We start from the raw sequence: 25,369 nt of genomic DNA, 5'->3' as shown, positions 1-25,369 counted from the left end.
ATTTATTTTCCTTTAAAAACGATTACAGAAATTGGTGGAACTTTAACAGTGATTTTTCCATTTTTCACCTTAAAATCCTTAAAATTTATTGGTTTTATACTTTCTGGATTTTCAAAAGTATTATGATCTTGAACTTTTTTTGATGTTAATATTTGTGCTGAAACATTTGAAATATCATCTATATCAATAGTTATATCATGAGATTTTATTAAATCGATATTTACCAAAGAAATATGCTTAGTCCCGTTTTCGCTTTTTGATGCTGATACTGAAATAGCAGCTATTCCATTATAGTCTGGATTGTTTTCAATTGTAGTTGGTAACAACAATGCATCTTGATGCACCTTATACATATTCATGACATGATATGTTGGTGTTAAAATCATTTTCTCATCTTTTGTTAAAATAACTGCTTGTAAAACATTAACTGTTTGTGCTAAATTTGCCATATGAACTCTATCTGCATGATTGTTAAATACGTTTAATGACAATCCTGCAATCATAGCATCTCTAATAGTGTTCTGTTGGTATAATTGTCCGCCCCCAGAAGGTATAGTTTCATACCATCCTCCCCATTCATCTACAATGAGACCTACATTTTTTTCTGGATCGTATTTATCCATAATTTCACTATTCTTGGTAATAAACTCTTCCATAAACCAAGCGCGTTTCATGGTTTTGTAATATTCGTTATCGCTAAATTCAAATGAAGAGCCTTTACTACTCCAATCAAAAACCGAATAATGGTGAACCGATAACCCTTCTATTCTTCTAGCTGGAATATTTTTCATCACAGTTTCTGTCCACTCGTAATCATCTGTTCCTGGTCCAACAGCAATTCTATATAGCTTCTCAGTATTACTGTAACTTGTCATTGCAGTGGCGTAACGTTTATATAAATTCACATAATAATCAGCTGTCATATGACCACCACAATCCCAAGATTCATTACCTATACCCCAATACTTAACTTTCCAAGGTTTATCACGTCCATTTTTTGCTCTTAAATCTGTAAGTGAACTTGCTCCATTTTCATTATTTACATATTGTTCCCATTCCATAGCTTCTTGAACAGTTCCTGAATTCATATTAACAGCTAAATAGGGTTCTGCACCTAACTGCTCGCATAAGTCTAAAAACTCATGTGTACCAAAGGCATTATTTTCTCGTATATTTCCCCAAGATAAATTTTCTATATGTTTACGATCTTCTTTTGGTCCAATGGCATCTTTCCAATGGTAAATATCTGCAAAACAACCACCAGGCCAACGTAAATTTGGTATTTGTAGTTCTTTAAGGGCTTTAATAATATCGTTTCGTACACCGTTAGTATTTGGTATAACTTTATTTTCTTCACCTACATAAATACCGTCATAAATACAGCGTCCTAAATGTTCTGCAAAATGACCATAAATATGTTTACTTATGGTGTCTTTAGCTTCAGATTCTAGAATAGTAATTTTTACGTTTTGTGCTAATGTAAAACATGAAATAAGAAATACGAATGGGATAATTTTAGTTTTCATTTTTATAAGTGTGATTTTAACATTTTTAATTTTAATTAAAAATATATATCTAAAAAAATAAGGTTAATACATTTAATCTGAATAGCTGATTTATGAACTAATGTGATATAAAATAACACATTATAATGTTGAAAAATCTAAAAATAATTTCAATTTTTCTAAATCAGAAACTTAAGATGATAGTAAATCTTATCTTTCTAAATATTATATTTTAATTTATATAAATAATCTTAAATGATTATTAATCTATGTAAATTCAAAAATTATATTAGCCTCTAAAATAAGCTAGTATTGATATTACAATTATAACTAACAAAACAGAGAGTACTACGTCAATTTTATCAAAACTGTTTCTGTTTTCTTGTTTATGTTCTGCAGTTAACGTTCCAAATGACAAACCTTTAATCTTATCATAGTTTGGTTCTGCAGTAGCTAAACTAACCGCAACACAAAGAATTAATGAAAAGATAAACATAAATATAGCCATATGAGCAAAATTGATTTTTGCAAAAGCAAAGGCAATTCCAGAAACAGTTTCTCCTGCTGCCAGTTGTGGCTGATAATAAATTTCAGCACCCAAGCGTAAAATTAATAACACTAAACCTGCGAGTAAAGTTGTTATTGCTGCTTTTGAGTTTACACGTTTCCAAATAATACCTAATAGAAATACAACTGTTACAGGTGGTGCAATGTAAGATTGTACGTTTTGTAAATATTGATACATTACACCTCCTCCAATTTTTTGCATAATTGGTATCCAGATAATACCTAAAACTACTATTATACCTGTAGCTATTTTACCAATAGTTAATAATTGTTTCTCTGTTTTTTCTGGTCTAAGTTTCTTATAAATATCTATTGTGAAAATTGTTGAACATGAATTAAACACAGACGCTAACGAGCTCATTAAAGCTGCCATTAATCCACCAGCAACTAATCCTTTTAATCCTACCGGTAGTAATGTTTTAACTAACATAGGAAATGCTCTATCTGCTTTTTCAACAGCAAAAACCTCTGGGTTTTGAATAGTTAACGCAAAAGCTATAATACCAGGAATCAAGAAAATTAAAATTGGCATTAGTTTTAAATAAGCCCCAAAAATGGCACCTCTTCTACCAATTTTTATATTATTAGCAGCAAGTGTTCGTTGAACAATATATTGGTCTGTACACCAATACCAAATCCCCACAATAGTACCTCCAAATAATAATCCTGTCCAAGGAAAATCTGGGTCATTCATAGGTCTCCACATATTAAAATGATCTGGACTTACAGACCTAACTGTTTCTTGTAATTGTCCCCAGCCACCAACTTCTTGCAGCCCCAAATAAGTTATTATAAGTGATCCAGCTATTAATATAACTGTTTGTAAAGTTTCGGTATAAATTACCGCTTTCATACCTCCAATTACAGTATAAATACCAGTAAATATTACAATACCAATTGCACCATACCAAAATGGAATTCCTAATAATTCAGAAACCACAATTCCACCAGCATAAATAGTAACCGATACTTTTGTAAGTACATAAGCTGCTAATGAAAATACTGATAAAAACCATCTTGACCGGGCATCAAAACGTTTTTCAAGGAATTCTGGCATTGTAAAAGCTCCACTTCTCATATAGAATGGTAGAAATAACCATCCTAAAAGCAACACTATCCATGCATGAAGCTCGTAATGCGCCATAGGTGTACCTGAAGCAAACCCTGTACCTGCGAGACCAACTACATGCTCTGAACCAATGTTTGAAGCAAAAATTGATGCACCAATAACAAACCAACCTACATTACGCCCAGCAAGAAAGTAATCTTCTGTGTTTTTGTTTTTTTGAAGCACTACCCATACTGCTACGGCTATTAATGCTAAAAAATATAATCCGAGGACAACCCAGTCCCAGCGTTCTAAAACTGATTCCATAATGTAAATTGGTTTAGTTAGTTATTGTATTTAATTATTAAGTGACTAAATATACTGATTAATTATATTTTCAAATAATTCTTGTTTACCACTTTGTAATACTAATTCACCATTTTCCTGAGCAATTTTGTATAAATCTTCAAAATTCAATTTACCATTCTCAAAATCTTTTCCTTTTCCACTATCAAAAGAAGAATATCTTTTTTCTCTAAGTGCATCGTATTGTGAATTTGAAATAATTGCATCTGCAGTAATTAATGCTCTTGCAAACGTATCTGCCCCACCAATGTGTGCTAAGAAAACATCTTCTAAATCTGTAGAGTTTCTTCTAATTTTAGCATCAAAATTAACACCTCCACCTTGTAAACCACCAGCTTTGATAAATAACAACATAGCTTCAGTAGTTTCTTGAATGTTATTAGGGAACTGATCTGTATCCCATCCATTTTGGTAATCTCCACGATTAGCATCTAAACTACCTAACATACCTGCGCCTGCAGCAACTTCAATTTCGTGTTGGAACGTATGTTGTGCTAAAGTTGCATGATTAACTTCAATATTCATTTTGAAATCATCTTGTAAACCATATTTATTTAAGAACCCTATGGCTGTAGCAGAATCAAAATCATACTGATGCTTCATTGGTTCCATTGGTTTTGGTTCGATAAAGAAGTTTCCTTTAAACCCTTGAGCACGTGCATAATCTCTAGCCATTGTTAAGAATTGTCCCATATGATCTAATTCACGGTTCATATCGGTATTTAATAAAGACATGTAACCTTCACGACCTCCCCAGAACACGTAGTTTTCTCCATTAAGAGCAATAGTTGCATCTAAAGCTAATTTTATTTGTCCACCAGCTCTAGCTAATACATTAAAATCAGGATTTGTTGATGCTCCATTCATGTAACGTGGGTTTGAAAAACAGTTTGCTGTTCCCCAAAGTAACTTAACACCCGTTGCAGCTTGTTTCTCTTTTAAAACATCAACAATAGTTGCTAATCTCTTTTCTGACTCTGCAAATGTTGCTCCTTCACGAACTAAATCATAATCATGAAAACAATAATAATCAAACCCCATTTTTGTGATAAACTCAAAAGCAGCATCTGCTTTTTCTTTTGCTGCATCAATAGCATCAGTTGGTTTATCCCATTCAAAATTTTGGGTTCCTGGTCCAAATGGGTCTGCACCAACACCACAGAATGTGTGCCAATACGCCACTGAAAATTTAAACCAATCTTTCATTTTTCTTCCAGCTACAACTTGTTCTGGATTGTAGTACTTAAACGCTAAAGGATTGTCTGATTCTTTTCCTTCAAACTTAATTTCTCCTATTCCTTTAAAATACTCTTTGTTTCCTATTAAAGCCATTATTTCTATTTATTTAATTGTTGTATTTATTTTCTAAATCGTTTTTCCAAATTTCGTATGTGTCTGTATATGCTTTTTTATCTTTAAGCGGATGATACGTCATAACATGCTCGTTCTCAGAAAACGCATCATTTAATGTGTCAAAATCCCCTGTACTAACACCGGCAGCTCTTGCTGCACCAATGGCTCCTGTAGTATCCATAATGTTAATGTTAGTATTTACAAGAGTTGCTATGGTATTTGAAAAGATTTCTGAACGGAATAAATTATCATTTCCTGCTCTTATGGCTGAAATATTTACACCATCGTTCTTTAAAATTTCAATACCATAAACAAAAGAAAACGCTATACCTTCGAGTGAAGCTCGTAACAGATGCGATTTATTATGCTTGTTGAAGTTTAGATTGAATATACTTGCTCCTTCATTTTTATTGTTAAGCATTCTCTCTGCTCCATTACCAAATGGTAAAATTCTTAAACCTTCTGATCCTACAGGAACAGATCCTGCTAAATTGTTCATGTCGTTATAAGAATCTTCAGTTGAAACAACATTTTGTTTCATCCAACTGTATTGAATTCCTGCACCATTTATGCACAATAATTTTCCTATTCGCGGTTTGTCTATTGTATAATTAACATGTGCAAAATTGTTTATTCTGGAACTTTCATTAGTTACCGTACTGTCTGTAATTGCATACACAACACCACTAGTACCACCTGTTGCAGCAATTTCACCTGGATGAAAGGCATTAAGTGATAAAGCATTATTAGGTTGATCGCCTGCACGATACAATACAGGAATTCCTGCTGGTAACCCTATTTCTTCTGCGGCTGATTTTGTTACTCTTCCTTGATCTGAAAATGTTGGTACTATGGTTGGAATTAAATCGGTACTAATTCCCATATAATCAAACAACCAATCTGCTGGTTTGTTTTGATTAAAGTCCCACATGATACCTTCAGACAAACCTGAAATTGTTGTAGTTGCTTCACCTGTTAGTTTTAAAGCTATGTAATCTCCTGGTAGTAAAAGTTTATCTATTTTTTCATAAAGTTCTGGCTCATTCTCTTTTACCCATTTTAGTTTTGAAAGGGTAAAATTTCCGGGAGAATTTAAAAGGTTAGACACGCATTTATCTTCTCCTACACCTGTAAAGGCATCATTACCTATACTAACAGCTCGACTATCACACCAAATTATTGATGGTCTTAAAGATTTTCCTGCTTTATCAACTACCACTAAACCGTGCATTTGATAAGAAATTCCAATACCTTTTATTTTATTTGATGAAATGCTGGTTTGTGCTAATAATTTCTCGGTTACCTTGGCTATATTCTTCCACCAAGCTTCTGGGTCCTGTTCTGCCCAACCAGTTTCTACAGCTATAATAGCCATTTCTTTTTCTGGATAATTTGTTACTCCAACTGATCTCCCTGTTTTAGCATCAATTAAAGCTGCTTTAACTGATGAACTTCCTAAATCGTATCCTATGTAATACATAACTTTATAATGATTCTCTTAAAATTAATTTTGTTGGTACATAATGTTGCATGGGTTTGTCTGTTACTACAAATTCAGCTGATTTTGTTCCTAATGCATCAAAATCTGTAGAAATTACAGAAATGCCTTTATAAATAAACTTTTTCATAGGTGTATCATTGTAAGACAAAAAGCCTACATCTTCTCCTGGCTCAAAGTTTTTCTTTCTACATTCTTCTAAAAACCTTCCTAAAATTCGGTCATTGGTGCTTATGTATGCAACACTTTTCTCTATTTCAAATTCATTTACATCAGTAATTATTCTGTGCTTTAGGTTATAGTCGTCACAAAATTTGATGAAAAAAGAAACTGTTTCTATTGGATGATTTGTATAGGTTGGATAGACAAAAACCGTTTCTTTATATTTTTTTAATAGGTAAAGGCATTCCTTTAGAGCTTCATAAAAGGCCTTACCAAAATCCTGAAAAACATAATTATTATTTGATTTAGAGTGAATATTCCAGTCTATTAACAGTAATTTATCACTACTTAAGCTAGTCAAAATTTCTGGTATATTATCGTCATCAAAATTCATAACAATATACTTATAGTACTTACCTACACTATTATTAATAATTGTTTTAAAATTATCTATATTGTAATGATGAAACTGTACATCTGCTATAAAATTATCTGGTAGATTTTTTATAAATGAATGGTATAATACTTCCTTATAAGCTTTAAAAGTATCTAAAACCAATAAGACTTTTCTCGTTTCATTTGCAACATAATACCCTTTATTAGGTACAGATTCAATTACATTTTGATCTTTTAAAATAGAATATGCTTTAAATACTGTATCTCGAGATAATTGCGCTGTTTTGCATATAAAATTTACTGATGGCAAAACATCACCTTGATGCAGGACGTTTTCAGCAATAGCATTACTAATCGCATTTACTATTTGTAAATATTTAGGAACATCACTATCGTGATTAATAATTAGTGAAAATTCGTTGCTATCCATCTAAATTAACTTTGTCTTTAAATTCAAGTTATATCGTACTGTTCTGTTCCGGTATGCTAAAGTAATAAATTTTTTAATTTAAAAAATGAAAATGAACATTTTAACTAAAAAAATAATGGTATTTAGTTAACTAAATACCATTATTAAAGTATAATTAATCTTTGTATGGTGTTAGTGTCTGAATGCTTCCATCATCATTATAAGTGATTTCTGCAACTTTTATTGAGCGTAAATGGGTGACTCCTTTTGATAAACTTGAATCATGATAAAATAAATACCACTTACCTTCTACTTCGCATATAGAATGATGCGATGTCCAACCTACTACTGGATTTAAAATGCGTCCTCCATATGTAAATGGTCCATATGGGTTATCTCCAACAGCATAACATATAAAATGGGTATCTCCTGTAGAATATGAAAAATAATATTTCCCTTTATATTTGTGTAACCAAGCTGCTTCGAAAAAACGTCTATTATTATCGCCATTTAGCAATAAATTACCATTTTCATCAAGAATTTCAATAGCTTTAGGTTTTTCTGCAAACTCAAGCATATCATCAGTCATTTTTGCTACATAAGGCAATAAAGCAGGTTCATTATCCTCTGGTAAATGTGCCGTTGGACTATCTGGTTGTGATGCGTTAAAAGCTCCTGTTCTCCAACGCTGAAGTTGACCGCCCCAAATACCACCAAAATACATGTAGTAACTTCCGTCTTCGTCTTCAAAAACAGCAGGATCTATAGAAAAACTTCCTTTAATAGCCTCTGGTTGTGGTGTAAATGGACCAACTGGGGAATCACTTACTGCAACCCCTATTCTAAAAATTCCATCATAACCTTTCGCAGGAAAATATAGGTAGTATTTTCCGTTTTTATGTGCAGCGTCTGGAGCCCACATTTGTTTTTCTGCCCAAGCTACATCGTCTACATGTAATGCAACACCATTATCTACAGCTTCACTATTCACACTATCCATTGAAATAACATGGTAATCTTCCATAGCAAAATGGCTTCCTAAATCGTCAAAAGCTTCTCCTGCATCAACATCATGAGATGGATAAATATAAATTTTACCATTAAAATAATGCGCAGATGGATCTGCAGTATATATGTGTTTTACTAAAGGCTTTGAAATTGCCTTTTTGTTTAATTCATCAAAATCTATATGTTCAATACTATCTTCTGGCATCGCTCTATTTTATTTTTTATTAATATTTATTCTTTTCTTCTAGCTGCTAAATCTTGTTCAATTTTCACTTCCATTTTCTTATTAATTTCATAGAAGAACAACAAGCCAGCACCAATTAAAAATGGTATAGCAGGATATATACTAACTAACATTTTTGTTCCGTTTATAGCTGTTTCACTTTGGGTTGGTAAAGTTGCATCATAGCCATAGCTATTCAAAATTGATGCTACGAGAGCTCCACCAATACTCAAACCTACTTTTAAACCTACCATCATAGCAGAAAAAATTATAGCGGTTGCTCTGTGGTTTGTCCTCCACTCAGAATAATCAGCTACATCAGCAATCATAGCCCAAAGTATTGGAATAGTAATACCGTAAAAGAACCCATGCAATATTTGAGATATAAACATTATTCCTACAGATTTTGATGGAAAGAAATAAAACAAAATAATAAATATTGTAGAAATGAATAGAAATATGCCAAAAACATCTCTTTTACCATATTTATCGGCTAACCTTTTAGATAACCCAATTCCAACAATCATAAAAATTATTCCACCTGCATTAAACAAGCCAAATCCAGCAGAAACAGGATTCTCGCCAAATAACGTTGTACCTATATCTGAGTTTAATATTGGACTTAAAAAATTTGCTAAAGCATCTTTGTCTACATAATTTTCAAAATAATACACATAAGAACCACCTTTCATTGCTAAAGTTACAAACACTAAAGTAGTTAGTGTTAGCATGATTATCCATGGTTTATTTTTTACTAAGTCACTTAAATCTTCTAATACACTTGACTTTTGCTCTGGCTTTGGAATAACTCTTTCTTTTGTAGTAAAAAAGGTAATTAATAACATTACCGTTCCTATAATAGCTAACCAAGTCATTACTTTTTCAATACCAATAGCTTTGTCACCACCACCAGCTGTTTCAATAATTGGTAACATAAAAACTTGAACAAAAAATTGTGCAAACATTACGGCTACAAAACGATATGCAGACATACTATTTCGCTCTGCCATATCACCTGTAATTACGCCACTTAAAGCCGAATAAGGTAAATTATTTGCTGCATAAAGCAATAGCAACAAGGTATAAGTAACTACAGCATAAATAACTTTTCCTTTATATGTAAAATCTGGTGTACTAAAAGCTAATAATGCTACAACTCCCAACGGTACTGCTGTCCATAGAATCCAAGGTCTAAACTTTCCCCATTTTGATCTCGTTCTATCGGCAATAGCTCCAATTATTGGGTTAAACCCAAATCCAGCAACAAGACCTACAGTTAAAATAATTGCTGATGCATGATTATTTTCTAAGCCATAAATATCGGTATAGAAATATGCTAAATAAGTTACTAGGGTTTGAAAAACTAAATTGGCCGCCAAGTCTCCTAGACTATAACCAATCTTTTCCTTTACTGATAGTTTATGTGATTCTACACTCATTTTTATTTAGTTTAGTTAGTTTATTGTGGTATTTATTATTTTACAAGTTTACTTTGTGGTGGACCAAGATAACTTTTTGGTATACCATTCTCTGTGGTTTCAATTACAATTTTTTGAAGCACAAGTCCTTCATCTACTCTAAAGTAATTTAAAATATGATTTCCAGCCTTATTTATTTCAAATTCTGTAGTAATTATTTTAATATTATCAGCTACGTTATTATGCCAATTGCTTGGGACTTTTCCGTTGTAATTAAATATATATGAATCTGAATCGTAGTTAACCTGTAAAGGTTTTTCATCATCAAACGATAAACCGTAATACATACCTTCTCGAGTAGAATAATTTAAAGTTGGTGAAAAATAAGCATGTACTTTTACTTTACCAGTATTTTGAAAATGCACATTGTAAGACAGTTTTGGTGAGTTTTTGCTAAGCTCTACTCTACCCTTTTTAATTGGTAACGAAATAACTGATGACCCTGTTTTACCCAAATTCTCAACAATTTTCCATTCAAAAGGTTCCGGTTCTGTTTTACTTGAAAAATTGTGTGCTTCAATTGAAATATATCCATTGTTTTCAATGAATCCTTTTGCATCACTTGGTACTTCATAATCCTTTAAAGAAACAGTTTCTTCATCTTCTACTTCTTTAATTTCAGTATTTTCATCAACTAAAACAGTTTCTGGAATATTGTTAAATCTAGATTGCTGCCAACTTGTATAACCAATGTGCATTTGAGACATAATACCATCCCATTTTCCACCAGCTAAATCTTCATGATAATACTTTGTTATTAAGGAGTCTTTTAAATACAAATTCTTAACTTTTTGAGCATAATCATTTGCAATTACATTACCTTGTTCTGCATACATTTTGTTTTTAAATGCTGCAATATATAATTCATTCAAATTAGCAGAAGCCACAATAGGATGCTCAACTAAATGAAAATAGGCATCTAAATATTCATGTGGTAATTTTTCCTTAAGTGCCAATGCTTTTTCTTCTAACGCTTTAAAATCTGCCAACATATTATCAGCTTCATTATAATGGGTTAAACTATACTTTGGTATATTAAGTAACTCATGCTTTCTTCTTGCATTGTATTTTGTATAAGTTTTTACCAAATCTGCAATGTCTTCAGCATATTCACTTCCAAATTGTTTTGTTGACCATTCTGTATAGTAATCCTGTAAATTATCAGCAGTCCATTTGTCAGGATTCCAAGCATAATCTAAAAAGAATTCTATTGGGAATTCCATTGGTTTAATATCTCCAACATTTACAATCCAAATATCTTTTACATTATGTTGGTAGGCTAAATGCATTTGTTCCCAAACGCGTTCAATTTGTGTGGTATTTATCCATTTGTAGTTTCGTGGTCCTCCAACATAATCAAAATGATAATAAATACCATAACCACCACTTCTAGGTTCTGAATCTAAAGCTGGTAATTTTCTAATGTTGCCCCAATTATCATCACACAATAGCAACGTAACATCATCAGGAACACGCATACCTTTATCATAATAATCCATAACTTCTTTATATAAAGCCCACATTTGTGGCGTTTCAGAAGCTGGTTTACCTGTTACATTTTCAATAATTTTTCGTTGGTCTGCAACTACTTTTTCTAACATCTCTGTTGCGGTTTCTTCGCTTAAAGCTTCATCTCCATCACCACGCATACCAATGGTTATTAAAGCTTCTTTATCACCTAAGCGTTCCATAGCTTCAGTCCAAAATTTCTTTAAATTTTCTGGATTAGTATTGTAATTCCATTCACCTTCGCCAAATTGTCTCCATTCTGCATGGGCACGTGTTAGAGGTTCATGATGCGATGTCCCCATAACTATTCCATATTCATCAGCAAGTACTGCATTTTGAGGATCGTCAACGTAAAATGCCCTTGGTTGCCACATGGCAGGCCATAAATAATTACCTTTCATTCTAAGAATTAACTCAAAAACATGGTCGTAAAACTTTGCGTTAAAGCCTCCAAACTTAGGATACACCCAATTTGTTAATGAAGGTGCTTCATCATTAATAAATATTCCTCTGTATTTTACTTTTGGAGTTCCTTTTGTGTGGGAACCACGGGCAATAAATACATTTTCTTTCTTCTTTGCAGGAACATCGCACCAAAAATAAAGAGGAGAAACTCCCATTTCATAAGACATATCAAACATACCGTAAATGGTTCCGCGTTTATCGCTACCAACTATTACCAAGGCTTCATCAACGCCATCCATTGGATTTTCTATGGTTTGAATTAAAAAGGTTTCCCATTTTCCTTGAATTGATGAAACGTCTAACTTGTTTTCTGCAATTAGTTTATCAATTAAATCAGAATTTCCTATGGTTCCAACAATTATTGCTGTTCCATTTGATGGTATTTCACCTGTAATAATATTAGGCTTTATACTTGTAATCCGTTCTATATCTTCTTGAAATTTCTGAGCTATCTTTTTTACACCAACATATTCATTATTACTCAAATAAATAGAGGTTGATATATTATTATTTACAACAGCAAAACCTGAATTTGTTTGAACGTAACATTTTTTATCCTGTGTGTTAGTTGAAGAATTTGATTTACAGGAAACCATCAATAATAAACTAAATACTAATAGAAATACTTTTTTTGTTGATTTCATAATTTTTTTTAATTACCAATTATCTGTTCTAAAGGGTGAAGCTGGTAAATTTTCTTTGTTGTACAAATTAGCTTCATCTGGGTTATCTGCCCATGCGTATCTTATTGCTACAGGTTTTGTAATTGACTCATTAAAAACAATAATTTTATTCTTTTTAATTTTCGCCTTTGCCCATACAAACTTTTTATCTGAACCTGCAATTGCAAATTCTTTTAATTCTCGTCCTTTTGCTACCAAACCACTTCCAACATTATCAAATTTAAGTATGATTTTATCACCTTTAATTTTATAGTTTTTTAGAGTAGGTCCAGAATGCACTATGTGTTTTTCTTTATAGGCAAGCTTTTTTGCTGCTAGTGCTAACCTAGTGGCTACATCTTTTTTATTTAATGGATGAATGTCATTCCACTCACCTACATCAATTGTAACTGCCATTGCCGTATTTGGTAAGGACAATGTTTTTAGTTGTGCATCTCTTAAAGCTGCCCAACTACTTTCAGTTGGCTGATCTTGAGCTTCCAGATAATTTGCTAATTGAACATATAAAAACGGGAAATCCCCTTGATTGAATTTATCTCGCCAATTATTTATCATAGCAGGAAAGAGTGTCTGGTATTCCTCTGGATTTTTAACATTAGATTCTCCCTGATACCAAATAACACCTTTAATTTTATAGTTTAATAAAGGTGCAATCATAGCATTATATAAACCTGAAGGTTTCCAACGAATAAACGTTTGAGATTCTTTAGGCGGCATTTCTGCACCAAGTTTATATTTCCAGGTTCCTTTCAAATCTATTGTTTTATCATCAGATTTAATTTCATAAGGTTTATCTAAATAGAATCCGCCATTACCACTTTCGTTAATCACCCTAACGGTAATATTATTTTTGCCTTCAACCAGTACATTTTTGGGGATTGTGTACCATCTTGGTGGATATTTATATCCGGTTGTTCCAACAAAAGTTCCATTTACATAAACGGAATCTGAATCGACAACCCTACCTAAATTCAATTTTAAAGTTTGATTTAGCATAGATTTTGGTATATCTACATCTTTTCTAAACCAAACTACACCGTTTTTACCAGCAATTTTTTCTTTATCCCAATAACCAGGAATTTCCATTTCATCCCAATCTGAAGTATCAAAATTCTTATTGTACCAAGGATTTTCTTTATTTCCTAAATCATTTTTATAAAGTGTAAAATGCCAATTTCTCCAGTTTTGATTATCATTATTCTGAATGTCTTTAATTAAATCATCATTTTTGAACTTTTGAGCCTCTTCTAAATAATGCGGAAATGCTTTTAAAGCATCTGCACTCATCCAAGACTCTGCAGGCGAACCTCCTAAACTGGAATTAATTATACCAATAGGCACATTATAATTTTCATATAAATCCTTTGCAAAAAAATATGCAACAGCTGAAAACTCTGAAATGTTTTTCTGATTTACTTCCTGCCAATTAACCTTTTCAATATCCTCTTGAGGTGCTTTAAAATTATAGCTTTGTGGGATTTTTATATAATGAATTTTAGGATTGTTGGCAGATTTAATTTCATCTTCATACAGGGGTTTAACACGCCTCATTGGTAGCTCCATGTTAGATTGCCCTGAGCATAACCAAACATCGCCAACTAAAACATCATTTAAAATAATTGTGTTTGTACCAGAAATGGTCATTGTATATGGACCACCAGCTTTAAGGTTAGTTAAGGTCAACACCCATTTTCCTTGTAAATCTGCTTGTGTTTGATATGTTTCTTCAATAAAGTTAACTTTTACCTTCTCATTAGGTGATGCCCAACCCCAAATTTTAACTTCTGCATTACGCTGTAAAACTACCCCATCACTAATAAATGCAGGAAGTTTAACTTCTGCATTTAAAAGATTAATACTAAAAAACCAAAAAGATAGGTTTAAAAAAAGTACTATTATTTTGGCTGATTTCATTCCTCTGAATCAGATTTTAAAGCAACTACACTATGGTAAGCTTTCTTTTTCTGGTTATTTCTATCGAATAATAATGGGTAATCTGATCTGCCATTAATAGGCCAATTATTCTTCCAAGTATTACCATCATTAACACCCCAAAGTGTTACTCGACTAATTTTCTCTTGGTGCTTTAAAAATAATTTAAAAATATCAGCATATCGGTCTGCTAATTTTGTTTGAATAGAATCTGGAAGTTTTTCTGGATAAGGATTCATGGTTGGGTCGCCACTTTCAAATTTCACATTTACGTCTGCTCCAGTAAAGTCCCATGGCATAGGAATTACAGAAATATCTAATTCTGTAATAGCTACTTGTATTCCTAAGTCTGAGTATTGAACTATACTTTCTTCAATTTCCTCCAAACTTGGACTTTCAAGTCCCCAATGTCCTTGCATTCCAATACCATCTACTTTGGTACCCAGCTCTTGCATTCTTTTAATCATTTTTATAGCGCCTGCTCTTTTATTTGGATTAGTCATACTATAATCATTATAATACAACTCTACATTTGGATCAACTTTTTGAGCTAAATTGAATGCTAACGATAAATAATCTTCACCTAAAACATCTAAAAACACAGTTTTTCTTAAAGTTCCATCATCATTTAAAGCTTCGTTTACTACATCCCAAGCATCTATTTTTCCTTTATACCTTCCAACAATTGTATTAATATGGTCTGTTAAAACCTCAACCATTTCAGTACTATCGGTTATTTCTTTAAAAAAAGGTGATAATTGACTATGCCATACCAATGTATGTCCTTGAATATGCATACCATTCTTCTCTGCTAAAGCGACTAGTTTATCTGGTAACTCAAAATTAAAAGTGTCTTTTTGTGGATGAATTAACATAGACTTCATCACATTTTCTGGAGTAACACTATTAAACTCTAAAGCAATTAGAGCGTTTTCAATAGAATCTCTTTCTTGTATTTGATTTCCATTTAAAGCTGTACCTATTAAAAAACTGCTTTTAAACACATCTTTTAAACCTTCTGGTGCAACTTTTTTTTCTTCTTTTTTCTGGCAGCTGGCTACCATTAATAGCATGATTACTAAAGCACTATAAAAATTTCTTTTATTCATCATTATTTAGAGTTAAATGTTATTATGCAATCGGTTGCGTAAATATATAAAAAAACTATTAATAATTATTATCTTGCGTTAGATTTGCAAAAAAAACAAGTATCATTAACAGTTTTATAAAGATACCATTTTTTAAGAAAAATTAAATTTAAAACATATAATCAAAAAGTTATGAAATCAAGGTCTTTAGGTAATAGTAAGTTCAACGTAAGTGAAGTAGGTTTAGGTTGTTGGCAATTAGGTGGTGATTGGGGAGATAGTATTTCTGATAAAGTTGCTTTTGATATAATGAGTAAAGCCATAGAACAAGGTGTTACATTTTTTGATACGGCCGATGTTTATGGTGCAGGACAAAGTGAACGTGTTATTGGGAAATTTATTAAACAGCACAATCCTAAATTAAAAATTGCTACAAAATTTGGTCGTGACGGAAGTGTTTTTCCTGATAAATATACAGAGAAAGCTCTACGTAAATCTGTTGATGATTCTCTTAATCGTTTAGGTGTTGAAGCTTTAGATTTACTACAATTACACTGTATCCCTACTGAAGTTTTATATGAAGGTTCAATTTTTAATTGGCTAAGAACTTTAAAACAAGAAGGTAAAATAAAAAACTTTGGCGCAAGTATAGAAACTGTTGAAGAAGGCCTTTTTTGTATAGAACAAGACGGTTTAACCTCACTTCAAATAATTTTTAACATATTCAGACAAAAACCTATAGCAGAACTTTTACCCAAAGCAAAAGCAAAAAATGTGGGTATTATTGTAAGACTACCACTAGCAAGTGGTTTATTAACTGGAAAATTCACAAAAGACACGACGTTTTTAGAATCAGACCATAGAAATTATAATAAAGACGGTGAAGCTTTTAACGTTGGAGAAACTTTTGCTGGATTGCCTTTTGAAAAAGGTGTTGAGCTTGCTAATAAAATAAAAGAAAACTTCTTACTTGATGGTTTAACCATGGCACAATTTGCACAACGATGGATTTTAGATCACGAGGCTGTAAGCTGTATTATACCTGGAGCTAGTTCTGCTTCTCAAATAGATTCAAACTGTAGTGTTTCAGATTTAAACCCTTTAGGTTCTAGTATTCATGAAGCTTTACAAGAATTTTACAAAAATGAAATTCATGACCATATTAGAGGTCCTTATTAATTAAGGGCTTATTTTTTTATTTCTCCATTAACAATTCTGAAAATCCCTAAAGGGTTATTGTCTTTTAACTCATCAGATAATAAATTTTGAGGGAAATTTTGATAGCACATTGGTCGTGTAAAACGTGTTATAGCTCCTGTACCAACTGATGTTGAACGACTATTAGTTGTTGCGGGAAATGGACCACCATGAACCATTGAATGGCACACCTCTACTCCAGTTGGGAAATTATTAATGATTAATCTGCCTACTTTTTGTTCTAATATTTGGATTAAATCCATATACGATTTTAAATCTTCGTCTGTTGCAAATAAGGTTGCTGTTAAATGGCCTTTCATTTTTTTTGCAGATGCTAATAATTCATCTTTAGAATCGGCTGTAATTGTAATAGTTGATGGCCCAAAAACTTCTTCCTCTAAAGAATCTTCTGTTAAGAAATATTTTGCAGAAGTTTTAAAAACATGCGCGCTTCCTTTAAAACCTTCATTGCTTTCTTTTCCTTGTGCTAATAATTCAATTTGATTTTTATTTGATAGATTCTTAATACCACTATCAAAAGCAGATTTAACTCCACTATTCAACATAGTGTTCGCTTCTACTGCCTTAAAATTTTGAGATACTTTTTCTTGAAATCCCGTAACCGAAGCGTCATCATTCAAAAACACAAGTCCAGGGTTTGTACAAAACTGTCCAACTCCCAAAGTAACTGAACCTGTTAATCCTTGCGCTATTTCCTCTCCGCGTTCTCTTAAAGCATTAGGCAAAATAAAAACTGGGTTTGTACTTCCCATTTCTGCATAAACAGGAATTGGTTCTGGTCTGTTATTGGCAGCATCAAAAATGGCTTTCCCTCCTTTATACGAACCTGTAAATCCAATGGCTTTTACCAAAGGATGCTGTACAATACCCATTCCTACCGCAACAGATTTTCCATGCACCATAGAAAAAACACCTTTTGGCATGTTTGTTTTTTCAACAGCTTTATTTATTGCATTTGCAATTAATTCACAAGTTCCAGGGTGCGAAGGATGTGCTTTTACAATGATAGGACAACCACTTGCTAAAGCTGATGCTGTATCGCCTCCTGCAACTGAAAATGCTAACGGAAAATTACTTGCTCCAAAAACACCAACAACACCTAGAGGCTTTTGCATAGAACGTATATCTGGTTTTGGCACAGGTTGCCTGTCAGGAATTGCTGTGTCTATTCTCGCATCTACCCAAGAGCCTTCGCGTAACACATTAGCAAACAGTTTTAATTGATTCATTGTTCTACCTCGTTCACCTGTAATTCTTCCTTCAGGCAAACCAGATTCTGCACAACAACGTTCAATAAGAGTGTCTCCTAAGTTTAAAATTTCATCTGCAATAGCATCTAAAAATTCAGCTTTTTCTTTACCACTTTTCTTGCTATAAATAGAAAAAGCTTCATTAGCCTTTTCAACAGCTTCATTAATTTCTTGTTGTGTTGCTTCGTAAAAACTAGTTGATAGTTCTTTTCCGTTTGAAGGATTAATCGCTAAAAATGTTTTTGTTCCTTGCCCTGATAATGTTCCTTCTATAAAGTTTTGCCCTGTTAAACTCATGTTATCTTACGTAATTTATTAGTGTTCCTATGTTGTCAATAGAAATTTGTATTTCATCTTCACTTTTTAAAGTGAATTCTGTTGTTGGTACAATTCCAGTTCCTGTCATCAATAAACTGCCATATTCAAAGGAACATTCTCTATATAAATAATCAACCAATTCTTTTGGCTTGCGCTTCATTTGATTGATTTTAATAGCCTCTTCAAAAACAATTTCATTATTTCTAATGATTTTCATACTTATTTTTGAATCGTCTGAAATGACTTCATCAGTTATATAAACACACGGCCCTAAGCCTGCACAAGCATCATAAGTTTTTGCCTGTGGTAAATACAAAGGATTTTCCCCTTCAATACTTCTAGAACTCATATCATTGCCAATAGTATAACCAATTATTTTTCCTGAAGACGTGATTACAAGTGTTAATTCTGGTTCAGGAACATCCCAAGTAGAATCTTTGCGAATATTAACTTTTCCACCCGAAGGAACTGTTCTATTTACCGTTGCTTTAAAAAACAATTCTGGTCTATCGGCATTATAAACACGTTCATAGTAATCACCTCCACCTGCATCTTTACTTTCTTCTTGCCTGCCTAATTTACTGTTATAATATGTTACACCGCTTGCCCATAACTCTTGACTTTGCATAGGAACCAGCAAATCATTTTCTATAATTTTTTCAGCATTTTGGATAGGTTTTAAACTAGCCACAAGATTGTTTAATTTACTTGCTAAATTATCGTTATTAATAAAATCATCCCAATTATCATTTATTAAATGAAATGAATTTTCAGATTGAATAATGATGCCTTTTTTTGTGTTATAAATTTTCATTTAAGATAATATTAAATATAAAATGAATAATAAAATTGCTGCCGATGCTCCCAGAACAAAACTACCTAGAGTAAGGAAACGATAACCTAATTTAACATCCATACCAGATAATTGGGTTACCACCCAAAAGAAGCTATCGTTGGCATGAACTACCACCGCAGATCCTGCTCCTATAGCAACAACCACCATGGCTTTTTGTAATTCGGTATCAAAACCTAAAGTAGCCATCATTGGTGCTAAAATTGAAGCAGCTGTTATTAACGCCACAGTTGAAGAACCTTGAGCGGTTTTTATAGCTGCTGCCAATAAAAATGGTAACCATATACTTAAGTTAATTCCAGATAATGCTTCACCTAGAGTAGTTGCTATACCAGAGTCACGTAGTACTTGACCAAAAATTCCGCCAGCACCTGTAATTAATATTATAGACGCTGCACCAACTAAAGCTTTACCAATCCAACCCGAGGTTGAAAACATGTCTTTATTTAATTTTTTAGGAAGTGTGAGCGATAAAAAGCAACCTATTAATAATGCTATAAATGGTTCTCCTAAAAAGAATAAAATCTTAATTATCGCAGGAAATGTTTCAAAATTATCTGATTGATAATCGTAAACAGAGGTCAATAAAGATTTAATGACAATTAGAATAATAGGAACAAAAATAGGAATGGTAGCTTTAAAAGCACTTGGTGCTGTTTTGAGTCGTTCTTTTATGTCTTCCTCAGTAACATTTGGATCTGGAGCAATATATGTTTTGGATACGTATTTTTTTATAAATACTAAACCCATTAATAATGCAAGTAAACTTATAGGAATACCCATTAGTATAACTAAACCTAAATCCGCATTTAAGTAATGAGCCGCTGCAATTGGTCCTGGTGTTGGTGGAACCATGGTATGTGCAGCAATCAAACCAAGCCCTAAAGCAATAGCTGTACCTGACAGTGTGATACCTGCTTTTTTTGATAAACTTTTATTTAAAGGAGCCAATAACATAAAGCCGCTATCTGCAAATACTGGAATGGATACAAACCAACCAATAATTCCCATAGCAAACGGTATTTTCTTCTTTCCTGTGAATTTTAAAACTTTTTCTGCTAAGGCGTAAGCACCTCCAGAATTTTCTAAAAAAGCACCTATGATTACCCCAAGTATGATAATCATTCCAATACCGCCTAAAGTATTTCCAAAACCTTTATTAACAGATGTAATAATATTATTTAATGGCATTCCAGCAATTATCCCATAGAAAATAGCGACTAAAAGCAACGCTATAAACGGATGTACTTTTAATTTTGCTGTGAGCCAAATAATAAGTAAAACACTAATTAATAAATAAATGACTACCATATAGTTAGTTTAATGTAAATCTCTATCTACTTTAGAACCTGAACCACCAACCAATACATCTAAATCTGCACCAACATCTGCTTGTTCAACATGATCTAAATAAATGCGAACATAACCTCGTTTTGCTAAAGGTTCTGGTGCTTTCCATTCGGCTTTTCGTCTTGCTAATTCTTCATCAGAAATATTGAGTTGTAATAATCGCTTTTCAACATCAAGTGTAATTGTATCTCCATTTTGAACAATAGCTAAAGTTCCGCCAACAGTTGATTCTGGAGAAATGTGAAGTACCACGGTTCCATATGCTGTTCCACTCATTCTACCATCGGAAATGCGAACCATATCCTTTACGCCTTTTTTAATTAACTTTTCAGGTAAATCAACATTGCCGACTTCGGGCATTCCAGGATACCCTTTTGGACCTACACCTTTAAGTACAATTACGCAGTTTTCATCAATATCTAAATCTGGATTATCAATACGTTCGTGGTAATCTTCCATAGACTCGAACACCACTGCTCTACCTGTATGTTGCATTAATTTTGGTGTTGCAGCAGAAGGTTTTATAACCGATCCATTCTTACACAAGTTTCCTTTTAGAACAGCTATTCCAGCATTTTCCTGTAAGGGTTTATTTATTTTCGCAATAACTTCATCATTATAGCATTTTGCTTTTGCATAATTTTCACTAAATGTTTTACCGTTTGCTGTTATAATATCTTGATGCAAAAGGTTTCCTAATTCTTTCATAACAACAGGCAATCCGCCAGCATAAAAGAAATCTTCCATCAAGTATTTTCCAGATGGCATCAAATTCACTAACAAAGGAATTTGACTTCCTATTTTATCAAAATCTTCCAATTTTAAATCAACTCCAATTCTACGAGCAATTGCGATTAAATGAATGATTAAATTAGTTGAACCACCAACAGCAGCGTTGGTTACAATCGCATTTTCGAAAGCTTTTCTGGTGAGTATTTTAGACATGGTTAAATCTTCCTTGATCATTTCAACTATGCGACGACCAGAAAGTTGCTGCATTACTTTTTTACGAGAATCTGCAGCTGGAATAGATGAAAACCCTGGTAACGTTAATCCTAAGGCTTCAGCCATAGTTGCCATTGTTGAAGCAGTTCCCATGGTATTACAATGTCCAATACTACGTGCTGCACAAATTTCTGCTTCACGCATATCATCTTCATCAAATTCTTCAGTTTTTTGCTTTTCTTTTATCATCCAATTGAATGAACCAGAACCAATTGTCCCACCTCTAAAACGACCATTTAGCATTGGTCCTCCTGGAACAACAATAGTTGGTAAATCTACGCTGCAAGCTCCCATAACTGTTGAAGGTGTTGTTTTATCACAACCTGTTAAAAGCACAATACCGTCTAATGGATTTGCACGAATAGATTCTTCCGTATCCATACTAGCCAAATTGCGAAACAACATAGTTGTTGGACGCATAATGGTTTCACCTAAAGACATTACGGGAAATTCTAATGGAAATCCTCCTGCTTCTAAAATGCCGCGTTTTACAACCTCAGCAACTTCACGAAGATGTCCATTACAAGGTGTAAGGTCTGACCACGTATTGCAAATGCCAATAACAGGCTTGCCTTCAAAATAATCATCTGGATAACCTTGATTTCGTAACCATGAACGGTGTACAAAACCCATTTTATCATTACCTCCAAACCATTCTTGACTACGAAGTTTTTTGTCTTTACTCATTTTGATTACTGTTATTTTCTGGAACATTTAACACCGCATCAAAAGCAGGTTTTGGATTTTTGTCTCTATCATAGAGTAATGTATAATTTGTTCTGTTTGCAATAGGGTAACCATTTTTCCAAGACATATCATCGTGTATACCCCAAAATGTTACTCTGTCTATTTTATCACGTTTTCTATAAAATATTTCAAATAATTCGGCATATCTATCGGCTAACTCTTGCTGCACTTCGTCGGGCAAACCATTTTGATACGGGTCTAAAAACTCCTTAAATTCTTCTAAATCGTATTGCGGATGTAATAAACCCGTACCAATAATTTGACCTTCTTTTGTTAATGGTAATACATCAACGTCTAACTCGGTTATCATCACTTTTACTCCAAGTGAAGCAAAAGAGTCTATTGCAGCTTCAATGTATTCATTTTTAGGATAATTTAAACCCCAATGCCCTTGTATACCAACACCATCAATTCTAACGCCTTCTTTTTGTAGCATTCTAACCAAACGCATGATTCCGTCTCGTTTTGCGGGTCGCCACGCGTTAAAATCATTGTAATACAACTCTGTATTTGGTGCATACTCACTAGCAAATTTAAATGCATGTTTCACTAATGTATCACCATTTCCAACACCGTTAACCCATGTTGTTGGTCTGTAAGAACCATCATTATCAATCACTTCATTTACAACATCCCAAGCGTGTACTTTACCTGCATATCGTCCTGCGACAGCTTGAATATGGGTTCGCATACGTTCAATTTGCTCTTCATTTGTATTGGGTTCACCTTCTGAATTTGTAAAAAACCATGATGGTGTTTGATTATGCCAAACTAAAGTATGACCAATGATAAACATCTTGTTTTTTTGACCGAATTCAACAAAATCATCTGCAGGCTTAAAATTATAAACTCTAGGTTCTGGGTTTATTAGTGCAGCTTTCATTATGTTTTCTGCTGTTACAGCATTAAATTGTTTAATAACAATTTTTTGAGATTTTTCGTCTTTTCCAGACACAATGGCTTCATTAAGTGCTGTACCCACTAAAAAAGCATTTTTGTAGGCTTCTTTTAAAATGATTTGTTTTTCTTTTTTAGTTTCTTTAGACGAGCAGCTAGACAAAATAGATAATGCTAGCAAAATCATAAAAAAGTGTGGTGACTTCATAATTAGTTTAGTTTTATGCAACCGGTTGCGTAAATATACAGAAATTTATATTTAAGTAATGAAAGAAGTTATAGATTTTACATATTAATAATCTTTTAATCAAACTATTAACACTAAAAGTGGTTTGAAGATGTATACAATGCCAAATATGTTCCTACAAAACCACCTGCTTCTGCAGTACTTAAATTAATGGCATCAACATTTTTAATTAAAGGTTTCCAGTTTTCATCTTCGGAAAGCTTATAATAAAAATCATAGTATCTTACCTTCCCTTCTATCATTAAATATAGTTCGTTAGTATTGTCTTTTATTATATTTTTTGCCAGAATATTAGGTTTTCCGTCCTTTATTTTAGTAGCTGTTTTTTCAAGAAACACCTCAATTTGTCCAGCTGCATTTAATCTTTTCCCTATAAATAAATAATTTTTTTCATTTTGAAAAGCTGCTAATCCTGCTGTTTGAAGTGTATCAGTTAAAGTGAAATTAAGTTTTGTTGATACTTCAAATGCTTGATGTTGTTGTCTTCTACCAATAAATGAAAAGTTTGTTTCGGTTTTTATATTTTCTTTTCGTGGTTTTATATATAAAAATCCATCTTCAATTTTATGCCATTTCTCTAATGGATTTCTAATAAAATTATATTTAAAATCTAATTTATCGTTAGAAAAATCATCATTAGAAGTAAAGTTTCCAGATAACGGATCAAAAGATTCTCCTTTTGGTAAATCGGGTTTCTTATGTACAAACGGATGTGCTTCATTTCCACTTTCAAACGTTGGCCAACCGTCTTTCCAAGTAACTGGTAACATAAAAGTTTCTCTTCCAGTATTGTAATAATCAATCTCATATGGTCTGCAACCTAAATATACTCCCCACCAATCACCATTATTTGTCTCAACAAAATCTGCATGACCTGTTGTTGTAATTTGGTTGGGGCGTTCTTTATTCAAGTGGCGCTGTGTTAAAATAGGATTATTTTCATAACTCACATAAGGCCCAAGAACGTTTTTACTTCTAAAAACAACTTCAGAATGGTTATAAGCGGTTCCGCCTTCTGCACATATTAAATAATAGTATCCATCTTTTTTTAAAATGTGTGGAGCTTCAATCCAAACCGGTTTTTTTGCCATATCTGTACCTCCATCTACCAACAATGTTTGTTCTGAAATTATTTTTTTTTGTTCTAAACTGTATTCCCAAGTGTAAATTGCTCTATGCCCGTCATGTTTTGTAATATTATTAGGTGGTGGACCATTGTGCGTTATGTAAACTCTTCCATTATCATCAAAGAAAATATCTGGATCAATGCCATTTACTTCAGGCAACAAAATTGGATTAGACCATTCACCAGCTGGATCTTGTGTTGTTACTATAAAATTTCCACCACCATCTACATTTGTACAAATAACATAAAAAGTTCCTTGATGATAACGAATGGTTGGTGCAAACATACCTCTTGACACTCCTAAACCTGAAAAATCTCCTTGTTCTTTACGAGTAATAACGTGTCCTAATTGTTTCCAATTTACCAAATCTGTACTTTCGAAAATTGGTATACCTGGAAAATATGAAAATGACGAGTTAATTAAATAGTATTTATCATTTGCTTTACAAATACTTGGATCTGGATAAAACCCAGATAAAATAGGATTGTAATATTCGTCATCAGATTTTGATAATTTATTATAAATTTCATCTTTACCTTCATAATTAAACCAATCGAATGCAACATAATCTTTATGTTCTACCGAAGACTCCTTTTTATTAGAAGTACAGCTAATTGTTATTATAAAAACAGTAAGAAATAATGGTACTATTGAATTTTTCATTTTA

Annotated in this window: 17 protein-coding genes; 1 reads left to right on the top strand and 16 read right to left on the bottom strand. The window is 32.7% G+C overall.

The features are described 5' to 3' along the window. Positions 1-2: 2 nt before the first annotated feature. The 10 genes from MBM09_RS06950 to MBM09_RS06905 form a co-directional block, all read right to left on the bottom strand. Positions 3-1,526, bottom strand: coding sequence for an alpha-N-arabinofuranosidase (locus MBM09_RS06950; RefSeq protein WP_238676125.1), 1,524 nt, complete (start codon positions 1,524-1,526; stop codon positions 3-5). A gap of 268 nt (positions 1,527-1,794) precedes the next feature. Beyond that, positions 1,795-3,447 carry a sodium:solute symporter gene (locus MBM09_RS06945; protein WP_238676124.1) on the bottom strand — a complete coding sequence of 551 codons (1,653 nt, stop codon included), beginning with the start codon at positions 3,445-3,447 and terminating at the stop codon, positions 1,795-1,797. A gap of 45 nt (positions 3,448-3,492) precedes the next feature. Further along, positions 3,493-4,818: a xylose isomerase gene (xylA, locus tag MBM09_RS06940; RefSeq protein WP_238676123.1), complete on the bottom strand. Its 1,326-nt coding sequence runs from the start codon at positions 4,816-4,818 to the stop codon at positions 3,493-3,495. Positions 4,819-4,831: 13 nt separating this feature from the next. Next, positions 4,832-6,319 (bottom strand): xylulokinase, encoded by a 1,488-nt coding sequence (locus MBM09_RS06935; RefSeq protein WP_238676122.1) that lies wholly within the window; start codon positions 6,317-6,319, stop codon positions 4,832-4,834. A gap of 4 nt (positions 6,320-6,323) precedes the next feature. Further along, entirely contained in the window at positions 6,324-7,325 is a 1,002-nt protein-coding gene (locus tag MBM09_RS06930; RefSeq protein WP_238676121.1) for a GntR family transcriptional regulator, read from the bottom strand. Between the two features lie 154 nt (positions 7,326-7,479). Beyond that, positions 7,480-8,517: a glycoside hydrolase family 43 protein gene (locus tag MBM09_RS06925; protein WP_238676120.1), complete on the bottom strand. Its 1,038-nt coding sequence runs from the start codon at positions 8,515-8,517 to the stop codon at positions 7,480-7,482. 26 nt (positions 8,518-8,543) lie between these two features. Further along, the gene (locus MBM09_RS06920; protein ID WP_238676119.1) at positions 8,544-9,974 is read right to left on the bottom strand and encodes an MFS transporter; all 1,431 of its coding nucleotides are present in this window, start codon (positions 9,972-9,974) and stop codon (positions 8,544-8,546) included. A gap of 35 nt (positions 9,975-10,009) precedes the next feature. Further along, complete coding sequence (locus tag MBM09_RS06915) at positions 10,010-12,631, bottom strand: glycosyl hydrolase 115 family protein (RefSeq protein ID WP_238676118.1); 2,622 nt, start codon at positions 12,629-12,631, stop codon at positions 10,010-10,012. A 12-nt stretch (positions 12,632-12,643) separates the two neighbouring features. Beyond that, positions 12,644-14,584 (bottom strand): sialate O-acetylesterase, encoded by a 1,941-nt coding sequence (locus MBM09_RS06910; protein WP_238676117.1) that lies wholly within the window; start codon positions 14,582-14,584, stop codon positions 12,644-12,646. Beyond that, on the bottom strand, positions 14,581-15,711 hold the full coding sequence (locus MBM09_RS06905) for an endo-1,4-beta-xylanase (RefSeq protein ID WP_238676116.1): 1,131 nt from the start codon (positions 15,709-15,711) through the stop codon (positions 14,581-14,583). Before MBM09_RS06905 ends, MBM09_RS06910 begins: the two co-directional genes overlap by 4 nt. 171 nt (positions 15,712-15,882) lie before the next feature. Between MBM09_RS06905 and MBM09_RS06900 the strand changes: the two genes are divergently transcribed. Beyond that, on the top strand, positions 15,883-16,869 hold the full coding sequence (locus MBM09_RS06900; RefSeq protein ID WP_238676115.1) for an aldo/keto reductase: 987 nt from the start codon (positions 15,883-15,885) through the stop codon (positions 16,867-16,869). An 8-nt stretch (positions 16,870-16,877) separates the two neighbouring features. Here MBM09_RS06900 and MBM09_RS06895 read toward each other — a convergent pair whose 3' ends face one another. The 6 genes from MBM09_RS06895 to MBM09_RS06870 all read right to left on the bottom strand — a co-directional run bounded on the left by MBM09_RS06895 (position 16,878) and on the right by MBM09_RS06870 (position 25,365). Next, entirely contained in the window at positions 16,878-18,455 is a 1,578-nt protein-coding gene (locus tag MBM09_RS06895) for an aldehyde dehydrogenase (NADP(+)) (RefSeq protein ID WP_238676114.1), read from the bottom strand. 1 nt (position 18,456) lies between these two features. Next, a complete protein-coding gene (locus MBM09_RS06890) occupies positions 18,457-19,290 on the bottom strand; it encodes a fumarylacetoacetate hydrolase family protein (RefSeq protein ID WP_238676113.1) in 834 nt (277 codons plus the stop codon). Beyond that, positions 19,291-20,640, bottom strand: a complete 1,350-nt coding sequence (locus tag MBM09_RS06885) for a GntP family permease (protein ID WP_238676112.1) — start codon at positions 20,638-20,640, stop codon at positions 19,291-19,293. It lies immediately after the preceding gene. Positions 20,641-20,649: 9 nt separating this feature from the next. Next, positions 20,650-22,371, bottom strand: coding sequence for an IlvD/Edd family dehydratase (locus tag MBM09_RS06880; protein ID WP_238676111.1), 1,722 nt, complete (start codon positions 22,369-22,371; stop codon positions 20,650-20,652). Next, complete coding sequence (locus MBM09_RS06875; RefSeq protein ID WP_238676110.1) at positions 22,364-23,536, bottom strand: endo-1,4-beta-xylanase; 1,173 nt, start codon at positions 23,534-23,536, stop codon at positions 22,364-22,366. The genes MBM09_RS06880 and MBM09_RS06875 overlap by 8 nt, the downstream gene beginning before the upstream one ends. A 113-nt stretch (positions 23,537-23,649) precedes the next feature. Next, positions 23,650-25,365, bottom strand: a complete 1,716-nt coding sequence (locus MBM09_RS06870) for a glycoside hydrolase family 43 protein (protein WP_238676109.1) — start codon at positions 25,363-25,365, stop codon at positions 23,650-23,652. Positions 25,366-25,369 lie beyond the last annotated feature (4 nt).

Source organism: Flaviramulus sp. BrNp1-15 (assembly GCF_022259695.1).
Classification (GTDB): Bacteria; Bacteroidota; Bacteroidia; order Flavobacteriales; family Flavobacteriaceae; genus BrNp1-15.
The sequence above is the reverse complement of the archived record's forward strand: the minus strand, read 5'-3'. Positions and strand labels throughout refer to the sequence as shown.